Origin of the sequence: Flavobacterium sp. 40-81, assembly GCF_001898245.1 — a bacterium.
Taxonomy (GTDB): Bacteria; Bacteroidota; Bacteroidia; order Flavobacteriales; family Flavobacteriaceae; genus Flavobacterium; species Flavobacterium inviolabile.
This window is the reverse complement of the sequence record NZ_MKTM01000005.1, coordinates 1-13,532: the sequence shown is the minus strand read 5'-3', so window position 1 is coordinate 13,532 and position 13,532 is coordinate 1. Positions and strand designations below refer to the sequence as shown.

The window sequence follows — 13,532 nt, the reverse complement described above, 5'->3', positions numbered from 1 at the left end:
CTTTTAAAAAATTACCTTTGTAACATTTGTAATAAAATTATGCTAAATATACACAATTTATCAGTTTCTTTTGGGGGTACTTATTTATTTGAAGAAGTAACTTTCCGATTGGGAGCGGGGGACAGAGTAGGACTTGTTGGAAAAAACGGAGCCGGTAAATCAACGATGCTAAAAATTCTCTCTCGGGAGCTGGCGCCGGATTCCGGTAGCATTGCTACTGAGAAAGAAGTAAAAATAGGATTCTTAAAACAGGATATCGATTTCGTAAAAGGAAGAACGGTTCTGGATGAAGCGTATCAGGCTTTTGAAGAGATCAAGCATGCCGAATTCAAGATGGAAGAAATCAACCATCAGCTGGCAACGCGAACCGATTATGAAAGCGCGGAATATTCGGAATTAATAGAACAATTAAGCGATGTTACCCACCATTATGAAATATTGGGAGGGTATAACTATATTGGCGATACCGAAAAAATCCTGTTAGGACTGGGGTTCAAACGGGAGGATTTTGACAAGCTGACGGATACTTTTTCCGGAGGCTGGAGAATGCGTATCGAACTGGCAAAGCTGTTATTGCAAACAAACGATATCTTATTGCTGGATGAACCAACGAATCACCTGGATATTGAAAGTATCATCTGGCTGGAAAACTTTTTACGAAGCTTTCCGGGAGTAGTGGTGATCGTTTCCCACGATAAAATGTTTTTGGATAACGTAACGAACAGAACCATTGAGATTTCGTTAGGAAAAGCCTACGATTTTAATAAGCCATATACGGAATACCTGGTTTTACGTCAGGAAATCCGCGAGAAACAATTGGCTACACAAAAAAACCAGGCTAAAAAAATAGAGGAAACCGAAAAACTGATCGAGAAATTCCGTGCCAAAGCTTCCAAAGCTTCGATGGCGCAGTCTTTAATCAAGAAATTGGATAAAGTGGAACGTATCGAAGTGGATGAGGACGATAACTCTGTAATGAGCATTTCCTTTCCCGTTTCGATGACACCGGGCAGAGTGGTGATTGAAGCGGAACATGTTACGAAAAGTTACGGTGAGAAAACCATCTTAAAAGAAATATCGCTATTGGTAGAACGGGGCAGTAAAATTGCCTTTGTTGGTCAGAACGGACAAGGGAAATCCACTTTTATCAAAGCCATCGTAAATGAATTTGAATATGACGGAACCATCAAATTGGGGCATAATGTTCAGTTGGGGTATTTCGCGCAAAATCAGGCAGAGTATTTAGATGGTGAAAAAACCTTATTGGATACCATGACGGAAGCGGCAACAGATTCCAACCGTTCCAAAGTGCGTGACATGCTGGGAGCTTTCCTGTTTAGAGGCGATGATGTGGAGAAAAAGGTAAAAGTACTTTCCGGAGGAGAAAGAAACCGTTTGGCGCTTTGTAAATTACTGTTACAGCCTATTAATGTGCTGGTAATGGATGAGCCTACGAATCACCTGGATATTAAATCTAAGAATGTACTGAAAGCCGCTTTACAGAAATTTGAAGGAACCCTGTTATTGGTATCGCACGACCGTGACTTCCTGCAGGGAATGTCTAACATTGTTTATGAATTTAAAGACCAGAAGATCCGCGAATATTTAGGCGATATCAACTTCTTCCTGGAACAGCGCAATGTACAGAACATGCGGGAAGTGGAGAAGAAAGATGTGGTAAAGGAAACGGTTCAGAAAGAAAATAAAGCACTGTCTTACGAAGAACAGAAAAAGAATAAAAGCCTGCAGAATAAGCTGAGTAAAATTGAAAGCCAGATTCAGCAGCTGGAAAAAGAAATCCAGAAAGATGATAAGGCACTGGCGGATAATTATGAAAAATTAATGCAGGATGCTTCCTTTTTCGCAGCCTATGAGAAAAAGAAAAAAGATCTGGACCAGTTCCTGGAAGAATGGGAAAAAGTACAGGAGGAAATAGAAGTGAACTCTTAAAAAAAAACAGAAGAGGTTGTGAAAACAGCCTCTTTTTTTATTTAAAAGGATTTCGTTCCTGCCAGAGGGTTTCCGGCTCCAGCGATTTGAAAAGACGGGCGATATGGCGGTTTACCAAAGGATTGCTGTGCCTGATATAGCCGTACATTTCCTGAGGTTTGGCACCAATGGAACTTTTGATCTCCAGGGCAGTCCGTGCAAAAACGATTTTTGAGAACCCTTTGTTAATGGAATAGGCTACCATATCATAAAGCATGTTCAGATACAGCATTTTTTCCCGTTGATGTTCCTCGTCATAACCCAGGAAATAGGTATCTATTGCAGTTCCGTTTTTAATCAGCGTATTAAAACCGATCAGCTTGTCGTCAAGGAAATAACCGTAAAACAGGAATTGATCTTTGAGTAGTTTTTTCAGCTTATAAAAATGATTGTCAGCCAGAAAGAACGTGTTAAAAGGAGCATTTTTGGCCACATTTTCATACAGGCGGTTAATAACCGGATTATGAGCCTGAATATCGTCCAGTGAGAATTTCTTTTTTTGGATTGCTTCCGCCTTTTTGTGAGATCGTTTGTACTGGTCCCGGTATTTTTTTGTCAGCGCCTGAATATAATCGGTTTCATGCTGCCAGGATTCCGGAATATCGAAAACCATATTCGGCTGGGTCGTAAAACGATAAAAAGAAGCGAAATCCGGGGTCTTAAAATATTCCGTTTCCGTTTCGGAGAAATCTTTAAAAACCGTTAAGTGAATTTTTAAGCGCTTTTTGCGGAAGATCTCTTTCAGTGCTTCCGATGCCTGGAAGAGCAGTGCAACAGCGTCTGCATTGCTAATTGTATCAAGCAAAGCGTAGGCATTCTGCCCGGTGAGCATATTGTTGCCAATGAACAATACATGTGAGCTGAAATTTTTAAAAACAAAATTCCGGACGGAAGTTTTCAGGCAGTTATCCCTTTCTCCGAATGAACCTACCTTATTGAGATCTAAAAACTGGGAAAGCGCAATGCCGACCAGTTCTTGATTCTGAAACAAACCGATATAATGGCAGATCATATTTGCCGGAGCCGATTTTTCCAGTGCTTTTAAATAAGCAGTAGAAAGAAATATATTGGAATGGGCAATAGTATCCCAGTTTGTTGGGACTTCTGAAACAGCCGGATAAATTTTGTACGTAGTGTCTGTATTCACAAAAGAAAGAATCGCTCCACAAATGTAGAGCGATTAGTATTAAAATAAATGTTAAAACAAAATTTTCTATTTCATAGCACAAACAATACCGCCCATAATCATACAGCTAATCACCCAAAAACCTCCGGCAATTAACGTGTAGCGCCACGAGCGTCTTTCAAATAAGGCGCCGGTTCCGACAACCGGAAGTGCAAAAAACAGTCCGGAAATAAAACCGTGCAGCATGCCGTGTTTAAAAGTACGGAAAGCATCCCCGTAATCAGCCATAAAAGCATGGTAAGAAGGTTTGGCAAGGCTGGGGTCTCCACCAACCATTCCCAGTGCGCCATACTGATGAATCGTAAGGATTTGTAAAATAAAAGAAATAAAGAAAGCATATACAATTGCCATTCCGAAAATAACAAACATATTGGCTCCTTTCATCTTCTCTTCGGTCATTCCGGCCTCTTTCATCCATATCGTACCAAATACTTTAGGGTTGTACCAGATAAATCCAACAACAAGTGTGGATAGTGCCGCTAAGACTAATGCTAAAAAATTAATTTCCATGTTTTTTGTTTTTTGGTTAGTCAAAGTTAAAAAAATTAACAATGCTATTTGTGTTTTGATAAATAATGCTTCTTTTTTTGGGCTATAGTGTTGATTTTGTGTAATGCTATTGCGGATTTGCTTTTTAAGAAATACCCGAAAAGTAGCAATTCCAATACGCAAAAACACGCAAATCCATACGCGGACACGCAAATCTGAGAAATGTTCGTTTTGTATATGTTTGATAAATAATCAATTGTGTTTTTTTAAGGGTATTGCGTATAAATGCGTACCGGACAGGTATCCAAATTAGTCCATTTTGCTTTTACTTTGAATTGTTCTTCAAGTGAAACAGGTTAATTGCGTTAAGTGAAAAGTAGTATGGTTTTCCTGTTTTCCTTACATAAGGTAATTTTTTGTTAATGTTGATGCTCCTTGATTTGTTAGGAATTAAAGGAGCTATCAACTGAAAAATTTGAAAATGCTCATAGTTTTTTTTCATTTGGATTTTTCGGAATGTGGTTCTGAAAAGTGACATGGCCAATTTATTGGTTTTAGTATGTTATGAGGTACCTTAAGGATAAAGATAGATACAAACAGTGAGGGTCTTTCTCAACTTAAGGGTGGTGTTTATTATTGTCTGGCTAATTGGGGAGTTAGTTCAGGCGGGCGGGGTACCTCAGCATGATTAGAAAAGAGTGTCGGAAGGCACTCTTTTTTATTGGGTAGCAAAGGATAATCGGGGCTGTAGTTTTTATATATTTGAAAGCGATACTACAAAGCGATGCAAAACCAGACAGCAGCAGACTTTATAACCGCGTTACAACTTCACCAGTCGGATGTGGAAAAAGAAAAATTACAGCGGTATTTTAAAACCGGGGAAGGAGAATATGGTGCCGGTGATGTTTTTATGGGCATACGCATGGGAGAACTCTTTAAAATTGCAGCGGACTTTATGGCTTTGCCGCTGGACGAGGTGGAGCTGTTGCTGGACAGCCCGATACATGAAATCCGGGCAGGAGCATTGAGCATTATGGATAAAAAGGGCCGGAGTAAAAAAACAACCGAACCGGAAAGGAAGGCGATGTTTGAATTGTATTTACGCCGCCTGGACCGGATCAATAACTGGGATCTGGTAGATGTGAGCTGCCAGTATGTAATCGGGCGCTATCTTGAGGATAAACCAAGGGATATTCTATACGAATTAGCACAGTCGGACGATATGTGGGCAAGGCGTACGGCAATAGTGAGCACCGCTTACTTTTTAAGAAATAAACAGCCAGACGATACTTTTGCCATTGCCGCTATTCTGGTTAACGACCGGGAAGACCTTATTCATAAAGCGGTGGGCGGATGGATCCGGCAGGCCGGAAAAACCGATAAAACCCGCCTGAAACGCTTTTTAGACGTACATGCGGCGGCCATGCCCGGAACGATGTTGCGGTATGCCACCGAACATTTTGATATCGCGGAAAAAGAATATTACCGGCAACTGAAATAATACCGGACAGGAATGCGTTTAATTCCTGCCTTGTTTAAACAAAAGCGGCTTTTAGAGCAGCTTGTACTCCACAGCCATTTTAATGAGTTCTGCTACATTTTTAGCGCCAAATTTCTGCAACAGGTTTCTGCGGTGTGTTTCTACCGTTAGCGGGCTCACAAAGAGCGCTTCGGCAATGGTGGCGGTGGTTTCGCCGTTTGCAATTTTCTCCAGAATCTGTTTTTCCCTTTTAGTAAGTGTCGGAATGGCCTTCCATTCGTTTTGGGAAGGTTTCAGCATGATTTCTTTGGCTTCCTTGCTAAAGGTCAGTTTGCCTTCCAGCGCTTCAGCAATACAATCCAGCAATTCGCCGGCATCGGCATTTTTAAGCAGGTAACCGCCGGCACCGTTTTGAAGCAATTGCATCATAATGCTGCGTTCGGACTGGTTGCTCAATCCGAGTATTACCGTTTCGGGAGCCGCTTTCTTTATTATTTTACACAGCTCAATACCGTGATAATCCGGAAGCATAATATCAAGTAAAACAATATCGACCTTATTGCTTTGTAAAAAGTCAAGAAAAGACACTCCGTTGGTAAAGCTCACGGCGGTGATATTTTTTTCTCCTTTGAGTAGTGTTTTTAACCCTTCAATAACGATAGGATGGTCGTCAACAATGGCAAGTATTATTTTAGCAGGTTCAGACATATAGTTCTACATTTATTGCGGTTCCTTCGTTTGGAGCGGTATTGATCTCCATTTTTCCGCTAAGATATTTGATACGGTTTTCAATATTGGTAATTCCGATGCCCTTTTTATGTTCCAGTATGCTGCTGTCAAACCCTTTTCCGTTGTCTTCCACGGTAATAAAAAACAGGTTGCCGTTCTGGCTGCATTGTACCAGGATGACATTGGCTTCCGAATGGCGGATAGCATTCGACAACGCTTCCTGTACAATCCGGTAAATAATAACCTGGGTAGAAAGCGGCATATTGCTGTCGATATTAAAGGCTTCATAATTAATAGTGCAGGAGCTGGTTTGCAGGGATTCGCAAAGGTCTTTTAATGCGGTTTGCAAACCAAAGCGCAGCAGTGTTTCCGGCATCATGTTGCGGGCAATGCGGCGAAGTTCGGTAACGGCATTGTCGAGCTGTCCGGTAATTTTGTTCAGTTCATCCGGATCGGGTGTGCGGTCTTTGTGAGCAGTTGCACCGGACAATTTGATTTTGACTCCGGCCAGCATACCGCCCAGGCCATCATGTAAGTCACTCGCCAGCCGGCGGCGCTCCCGTTCTTCGCCTTCCAGCATGGCTTCTGTATTGGAGAGCAACTGTTGCTGCTTCAGTTCTTTTAACTGCTGTAAATGGTTGATCTCTTTTTGTCGGGAAAGTCTTTTCTGATTTTTGTAAAAAGCAAACGAAAGCATTGCAATGACCAGGAAGAACAGGGAAATGGCAGCCAGTAACCAGCTAAACAAACGATGGTTTTTGGCAGACAGGGCCACCTGTTTTTTTTCTGTTTCCAAAGCCGTAATCTTCTTTTGGTTCTCGGCGTTGTGGAAGCGGATTTCCATTTCGTTAATTCGCTCTTTCAGGTTGCTTTCGTTAAGACTGTCGCTTAATTTGCTGTATTTTTTTTGCCACAGATAAGCTTCGCCCATATCATTGAGGTACTCATTAACGGTTGCCAGCTGGGTATAAAACATTTTGCGATTGTTCACATCGGCAGCCAGAGTTCCTTCTTTTAATACGGAAAGGAGTAACTGCTTGGCATTCTTAAACTCTTTCTGCTCCAGATAAATGTTATACTTTCTGAAAATAAGCATTTGTAACAGCACTTTCTGGTTGTTGTTTATTGCAAGCCGGATACCGTTGTCCAGACTTTTCAGTGCGCTGTTGTAATATGTTTTGGCAGTGTAATACAGCCCTTCTGTATAGTAGTAGTTCGGATAATGGGACGATTCCGGATAAGGCTCCAGTATCTTTTTGGCTTTGTCCAGCATTATTTTCGCTTCATCAGTGTTGGCTTTGTAGATATAGTTGCTGGCGGCACCCAAATAGGCAAGCATTAATACGGTCGATTTCGGATGTTGGGTTGCCAATAATCCGATGGTTTTGTTAAAATAGATTTCCGCCTTGTCAAACTGGGCATTATACATGAGGAGCGTTCCCAGCTGCGAATAATAATGTGCTGTTTTTTCCGGTTTCCCGGATTGGGTAGCTAACGGAATGGATTTTTCGAGTAATGTCTTGATCAAAAAGCTGTCGCCTTTTTCATTCCGGACTGCAATAGCATAGTTGTACCAGGCGGCAGCCTCGATTTCTTTACTGAAAGGGACTTTAAAAACAGCTAAGGCCTTTGTGGCTTTTTGTAATAACAGTTTGGCTTTTTCCGGATTCAGGCTGCTGTAATACTGGCCTTCATAAAAACAGGCTGCGGCTTTGAGTACAGGATATTTAGCCGACAGGCGTTTTCCTGCTGTAAGGTAAGATTTGCTTTTAAGGGTGTCTTTTGCGCGCCAGTAATCGGAAAGTAAAAGATTGGCATTTGCCCGGATGCTGTCGGTTGTTTTGGACTGTATAATATGGGAAAGGCTGTCGGAATACGTTTTTTCATTTACAGGTAATAGCTGCTGGGCTGCTAACGGCGATGAAAAACACAACCAGATACCAATAAAGAATATTATTTTTTTGAGAGAAACAATCCGGCTCATGATAAAAAATTAAGGGGTAACAAAATACAAATTTCCTGTGGGCAGCACTTTTGAAAAATGGATTTCCAGTCAAAGATTACAAAAAAAACAGGGGAATTTATAAGCAGCTATTTAAAAATACCGGAAAACCAGTAGAAAAAATTACTCGTTTTCTGCGATTGTGACACTTTTGGCAAGCCGCTACTTTTGTTAAGTAAAAGATTGTTAAACCATTTATAACTGTAAATTATGAAAAAGAAAATATTTTCAACATTGGTATTCGTGTTAGCGTTAGGTCTTTCGGTAACTTCCTGTGGAGGCAGCGACGACGGACCGGCTGCAACAACGGGAGGCAACAGGGTTGTAAAATACAAAGCATTTACGTCTGATAACGCCTTAATTTCAACGGTAATTCATACGAACGCACAGGGTGATCCGCAGTTAAATTCTGCTGTAAATGCCACCACATGGGAAAGTCCTGAAATAAACATGCCTTCCTCTGTTCCGGCAGTTACATTTGGAGCAAACGGACATGTTGTGACATCCGGACAAACCGGAACACTTACGGTACAGATTATTGTAAACGGAACTGTGGTAAAAGAAAACGTATCAACAGGAGAAGCTTTGTCTTCAACAACATCACATTAAAACCAAAGAAAAAGTGGTTGCTAAAATATTGAGCATGAAAAAAATTAATGCCCTGTTATTAATCACCCTGCTGGTTTTGGGATGGTCCTGTAATGCTGTAAAAGAGGCCGACCGGAAAGCCAATAAAAATAAGATCACAACCTTATATCCGGAAGCTGTTTTTGACAGTGTCCAGGCTAAAAAAGCAATTGGTTATGGCAAGGCGACTATTAAAGGCGTGTTGTTTACCAGGCAAAAAGGTGCTTATGGGATTAAACCGCTGATGGGCGGGAAAGTATACGGAACTAATCTGACGGTGTCGCTTTTCCCGGTAACCCCTTATTTTGAGGCCTGGTATGAAATGCGGAAATCAAAGGAAAACAAAAAAACGTATGTGTATATGTCTGATGCGGCATTTCGCTACCGTATTGATGCTAAAACAGATGAATACGGACGTTTTGTTTTTGAAAAAATGAAACCGGGTAAGTATTTCCTGCAGGCAATGATGTCGACAACATTTGCGCGGAACGGTCAGGAATATACCGGAACGGGTTATACGCCGTATGGGAATATTAATTATTACAGAAATAAGACCTATTACAAAGATCAGCATGAGCGAATGGAAAAGTTTATAGAAGTCGAAAAAGATGGAAGCGTGGTAGCGGTAAATTTGCGATAAGTATTACTACGATGACAACCCGATTCAATGCCGTAAAAAGCAGGAATCGGGTATCTTTTTTTTAAAACCCTTCGTTTTTGTGAGAACAATTTTAAATAACAGGTTTCCTGCAATGTTATCGCGATTTTATCGTTATCTGTCTGATTGATTTTAATGAAATTGAAAAAAAAGCGCCATAATGTGATGGAAATACATCAGATTTGCGATATTTGAAAATATAAACAATTAAAAAACAATAGGATATAACGTAAAACACCCCGGATAGCAATATGGATATAACAATATTTGATAGTTTGGAATCAGCAGCGGATACCAGTAAAGTAGATTTTATCGCAGTATTAAAATACCGGACAACCGAGCATGGAGGCAGGACAACTGCAGCAGCATCGGGATACAGACCGCAGGTTAAATTTGATTTTGCAGAAAAACAGACTTCCGGTGCGCAGTATTTTATCAATAAAGAATTGGTTTTTCCGGGCGAAAGGGTAGATGCGGCTATTAAGGTAGTGGCTGTCGACTTTTTTAAAAACGCACTGACGGAAGGAATGGAATTTGAATTTTGTGAAGGAGCCGTGATTGTGGGAGTAGGGAAGATCAAACAAATTGTCAACCCGGAATTGCAGAGAATCAGCTGATAGGATCAGTAAATAATATAAAAAAAACCTCCAACAGTTGTGGAGGTTTTTTTTATAGGTTATTCTGCAGCCACTAATTTGCTGGCGCTTCTGTATAAAAACTCATTATAGATATGTCTTCTGGCAAAACGGCTTGGCGATTCGGCGTTAATCATTTTGATATAGGTCGCTTTCGGAACACCAAAATATTCAAACTGACTTCCGTCTAAAAAGTTAATGTACAAAACACTGTTGTCCATATAGAACTCTAAAATGTTTGAAGTGCTGGTTGTTTTAATATATTCCGGTTTGTCTTTTTCCTGTGTTTCCGGAGCAATACTTACCAGAAAATGATAGGCCGCAATAATTTCTTTACTTCTTTCTTCGGCAGCAGCCAGTTCTTCATCATTACTGAATTTATCAGGATGACAGTCTTTCATGCTGTTTCGGTAAATGGTTTTCAGCTCTTTTAGCGTAGCGGTTTTGGTAACGTCAAGTAACTTTCTGTACTCAACAATTTTTTTCATGTTCATAAGTGACAAAATAAAAAGCCATTCGTTATTGGAATGGCTTTTATAATAGTGCGCAAAGATACTATAATTATCGGTTGCTGAAAATAGTTTTTAGGAAACCTGTTAATTTGTTGGTATTTAGTGGATAATCCGGTTCTGAATGTGGTGCATCCGGTATGCTGAATATCTTAACGGGGAATCTTTTTTAGCGATTGGTATTATTGATTATCCAGAGATTTCCGTTTTTAGTGACGATCTTATTTAACGTCCCTTCATTAGTCAGCTTTTGCAATAGCGTTTCGCTTTCTGTTTTTGATGATCCGGACAGTTCCGAAAATTCCCGGGTTGTCAGTGTGGGATATTTGCCGAATAAACCGGTCCAGGTAGTATCATAATTCATTTTCGCTGCCTTTGGAAAAGCTTTCAGTACTGCGGCTTCAAATGCTGTATAGGGCTTAAAGCCGTATACCGTTTGCGGATTGTTTGAGCTGTCCATAAAAAATAAGGTCGGAAATCCTCTGACGCCAAGTCGTCTGGCCAGTTCCAGATCTGCCTGAAACAGTTCTTTTGCTTTGTTTTCATAGTCTGTTTTGAGTTGTACGGTGTTCAATCCGGTTTCGGTAGCAGCTTTGCTGATGTGTTCCCATTTTGTGATGTTTTTCTTTTCCAGAAAGACCATTTCCCTGATTTTTCTCATGAAGGCAACAGCTTTCTGCTCATCCTGCATTTGGGCTGCCTTAAAAGCAATGGACGGCGGATAAGAAGAATTCAGCGGATCTTCCAGCCATACATTTCCGTCAATCGGCATGTCATAATACGCGCTGACTTCGTCCCAGTGATGTGCCACATCCGATGGTTTGCTGATACCGCCGCTGTTATAGTTCCAGTCGGGCAAAAGACCGCCCATCCGGTATTCGATTTCAATATTGTTTCCGTATTCCAGTTTGAGTTTTCTCAATTGCGGCTCAATACCCCAGCAGGATGAACAGATAGGATCCGTGAAATAAATGATTTTTACCGGTTTTTGCTGCTCCGGTGCATAACCGTTGTGCTGCTGTTGTGGGGTGCCGGGTATTTCACAAACACCGGTTTCCGGATTACACAAAAGCGGATTACTGTTGTTGTTTTCGTTCATTTTTTTATTGGTTTGTGATTGACAACCAAAGTTGGCAAGCAGGATTATTAAGATTAAAAAAGGTTTCATGTAGCTATTGATTGGGACTGCTTTTCGGTATAAACTATCCGGATGTTGATTGATAAGATGAACAGCAAAGTTCGGTATAAATGAAAAGCCAGTCAATTAGTCAAAAAAATATGACTGGAAAATAGGGGATGGTATAGTAGGGCAGGGCAGTTAAAACAGTTTCAGAAGGAAGGTAGCCGTTTTAATTTTAAAACGACCCGTGTTAATTCCGGTAATGATTTTACCGCTATTTAAGCAGGAAATAATAAATCAGGATCCAGATTACTGTAAAAGCTAACCCGATATACAAAGTGGTTAGATTCTGTTTTAAGTCTTTTTTTACCAACAGTCGGTATAAAATCCAACCGATAAAAACGGCGAAAAAAATAATTGGGATATAAACTCGTAGCATAACTTGTTTTTTTATTTGTTAGATGTTTGATGCGGTTTACAAAAGCAGGCCGGTTTTACATTCCCGGCCAATATAGAACATTGAATTTGTGATCATCCGGGTCGGCAAAACCAAAGGTGTAACCCTGTTCAAAATTTTGGGGTTCGGAAAATAGGGTACCATTGGCAGACCTGACTTTTTCAACCCATTGCTCAACTTCTTCTTTACTGTTAGCAGATAAAGAAAATAGGATTTCATTTGCATTTTTTGGAATTGAAAGACCGCCATTCATTTGTTGTGATAAACGCTGCCCGGTAAAGAAATTGATAATAAAATTATTCTGTCCGAAAACAAAACTGACCAATTCTTGATTGTCGCCATGGTCATTTCGTTTAAACCCAAGAGCGGAATAAAAAGCAGCGGTTTTCGCCAAATCACCGGAGACTAAATTTGCCCATATAAACCTTGTTTCCATAACCTTTTTATTTCAGTATATTAAAGGTAATGATTTAATAGTGGCAACGGTAATGAATTTTAATATAAGAAAGTGGTGGCGATTTGTCCATTCATTTCCATTGCTGCCAAATCAAAAAACAGTATCGCTATACCCGGAAACAAGAGGGCAGTCCTAACGGTTGGAATGGTAATGAAATAATGGGTTAATCTGAGGAGGTAAAGGAGATTTTTGTTAATCTCATATTTCTATGTTGGAAAGTTACTGCTAACGTTCGGCGGCTTTGCGCTGTAGCGGTAAATTTAAGAAAAATATTCTGCGTGATGAAAAATTTCAGAAAACCGTTAGGTTTTCGGCGCAGCATTTAATAGCTATTGCGCGAAACCTCTGTTATGGGCTGTCTTTGCTCTCAAGATATAAGTAATGCGGGAAGATTGAATCTTTCTCAGTTTCGTTTATTTTCTTCACCCATTCCGAAAACTTGTAATTCACTTTGATAACAGAATCATTCACCAAACTATACTCACAAAAACTGTCGCCATTTTTCGGATATTTTTTCACGCCGTTTGAGTTTCTCAAAAACTTCATGTCAAGTAAACAATCTGTTTTATAAGTCCAAAGAAGTTCTATTTTGTCAGTTCCTGTGTGATAATGATTTGTGAAAAACCAATACAAACACTGACCATGAAATTGATAAACGGTGAATTCTTTTTGGAAAACAACCCTTACCCAATATTTTGCCGTGTCACTTTGTTTGGCTGCCCAAAAATAATCTTTATTGTCGGACATATAATCGCCAATTCTTTTCGGCTTACTTTCTGTATTTCTTTCCGGTAAATTTCCGTTGGCTTTCGGTTGTGATTTTTCTACAGGATTTTCCTTTTTACAACTTATTAAAAAAACAATAAGAAATGAAATTGCAATTTTTTTCATGTGAAGTTGTTTAAAGGTTGTCCATAACTTGTTAATAGGTGTGATAACATCATACATATATGTCTGTTTTTGGTTAGATACATATGACAAGAGTCATGTTTATTAACTAAAATAAATAAAAGTCACAAAACTTAAAAATCATAGAAAATTAAAAAATAAAATTTCATTATTTTTCTGAAGAGTTAGTGAGTCGTCCTAAAATAGGTTGACAGATTTTAGAATAAAAATATATTAACCAGTCAGGCTTACCTGGCTGGTTTTTTCATGTATAAAATTAGGTGTTTTCATCATTAAACTCAAATG

General features: G+C 39.8%; 13 protein-coding genes. 5 read left to right on the top strand and 8 right to left on the bottom strand.

Features of this window, described 5'->3' with window-relative positions; genetic code table 11:
* Positions 1-39: 39 nt before the first annotated feature.
* Positions 40-1,950 (top strand): ABC-F family ATP-binding cassette domain-containing protein, encoded by a 1,911-nt coding sequence (locus BGO42_RS00475; RefSeq protein WP_273245153.1) that lies wholly within the window; start codon positions 40-42, stop codon positions 1,948-1,950.
* A gap of 37 nt (positions 1,951-1,987) precedes the next feature.
* Here BGO42_RS00475 and BGO42_RS00470 read toward each other — a convergent pair whose 3' ends face one another.
* Together BGO42_RS00470 and BGO42_RS00465 are read right to left on the bottom strand one after the other, a co-directional pair.
* The gene (locus BGO42_RS00470) at positions 1,988-3,136 is read right to left on the bottom strand and encodes a GNAT family N-acetyltransferase (protein WP_273245155.1); all 1,149 of its coding nucleotides are present in this window, start codon (positions 3,134-3,136) and stop codon (positions 1,988-1,990) included.
* A gap of 66 nt (positions 3,137-3,202) precedes the next feature.
* A complete protein-coding gene (locus tag BGO42_RS00465; RefSeq protein WP_177729958.1) occupies positions 3,203-3,685 on the bottom strand; it encodes a DUF1761 domain-containing protein in 483 nt (160 codons plus the stop codon).
* Positions 3,686-4,448: 763 nt separating this feature from the next.
* Here BGO42_RS00465 and BGO42_RS00460 point away from each other — a divergent pair.
* Positions 4,449-5,165: a DNA alkylation repair protein gene (locus BGO42_RS00460; protein ID WP_273245157.1), complete on the top strand. Its 717-nt coding sequence runs from the start codon at positions 4,449-4,451 to the stop codon at positions 5,163-5,165.
* A 51-nt stretch (positions 5,166-5,216) separates the two neighbouring features.
* Here the strand turns inward: BGO42_RS00460 and BGO42_RS00455 are convergent, their stop codons facing one another.
* Together BGO42_RS00455 and BGO42_RS00450 are read right to left on the bottom strand one after the other, a co-directional pair.
* Positions 5,217-5,852, bottom strand: a complete 636-nt coding sequence (locus tag BGO42_RS00455) for a response regulator transcription factor (protein ID WP_273245158.1) — start codon at positions 5,850-5,852, stop codon at positions 5,217-5,219.
* Positions 5,845-7,857 (bottom strand): sensor histidine kinase, encoded by a 2,013-nt coding sequence (locus tag BGO42_RS00450; RefSeq protein ID WP_273245160.1) that lies wholly within the window; start codon positions 7,855-7,857, stop codon positions 5,845-5,847. The genes BGO42_RS00455 and BGO42_RS00450 overlap by 8 nt, the downstream gene beginning before the upstream one ends.
* A 228-nt stretch (positions 7,858-8,085) precedes the next feature.
* Here BGO42_RS00450 and BGO42_RS00445 point away from each other — a divergent pair, with 228 nt between their 5' ends.
* The 3 genes from BGO42_RS00445 (at position 8,086) to BGO42_RS00435 (ending at position 9,777) form a co-directional block, all read left to right on the top strand.
* A complete protein-coding gene (locus BGO42_RS00445; RefSeq protein ID WP_177729954.1) occupies positions 8,086-8,484 on the top strand; it encodes a hypothetical protein in 399 nt (132 codons plus the stop codon).
* 34 nt (positions 8,485-8,518) lie between these two features.
* Positions 8,519-9,142, top strand: coding sequence for a hypothetical protein (locus tag BGO42_RS00440; protein ID WP_273245162.1), 624 nt, complete (start codon positions 8,519-8,521; stop codon positions 9,140-9,142).
* A gap of 269 nt (positions 9,143-9,411) precedes the next feature.
* Positions 9,412-9,777 (top strand): hypothetical protein, encoded by a 366-nt coding sequence (locus BGO42_RS00435; RefSeq protein ID WP_273245164.1) that lies wholly within the window; start codon positions 9,412-9,414, stop codon positions 9,775-9,777.
* Between the two features lie 59 nt (positions 9,778-9,836).
* On the opposite strand, the gene BGO42_RS00430 is transcribed toward BGO42_RS00435, so the two are convergent.
* The 4 genes from BGO42_RS00430 to BGO42_RS00415 all read right to left on the bottom strand — a co-directional run bounded on the left by BGO42_RS00430 (position 9,837) and on the right by BGO42_RS00415 (position 13,229).
* Positions 9,837-10,283: a KTSC domain-containing protein gene (locus BGO42_RS00430; protein WP_177736098.1), complete on the bottom strand. Its 447-nt coding sequence runs from the start codon at positions 10,281-10,283 to the stop codon at positions 9,837-9,839.
* 190 nt (positions 10,284-10,473) lie between these two features.
* A complete protein-coding gene (locus tag BGO42_RS00425) occupies positions 10,474-11,403 on the bottom strand; it encodes a ClpXP adapter SpxH family protein (protein ID WP_273245166.1) in 930 nt (309 codons plus the stop codon).
* A gap of 515 nt (positions 11,404-11,918) precedes the next feature.
* Complete coding sequence (locus tag BGO42_RS00420) at positions 11,919-12,317, bottom strand: VOC family protein (RefSeq protein ID WP_273245168.1); 399 nt, start codon at positions 12,315-12,317, stop codon at positions 11,919-11,921.
* Between the two features lie 369 nt (positions 12,318-12,686).
* Positions 12,687-13,229 (bottom strand): hypothetical protein, encoded by a 543-nt coding sequence (locus tag BGO42_RS00415; RefSeq protein ID WP_273245170.1) that lies wholly within the window; start codon positions 13,227-13,229, stop codon positions 12,687-12,689.
* Positions 13,230-13,532 lie beyond the last annotated feature (303 nt).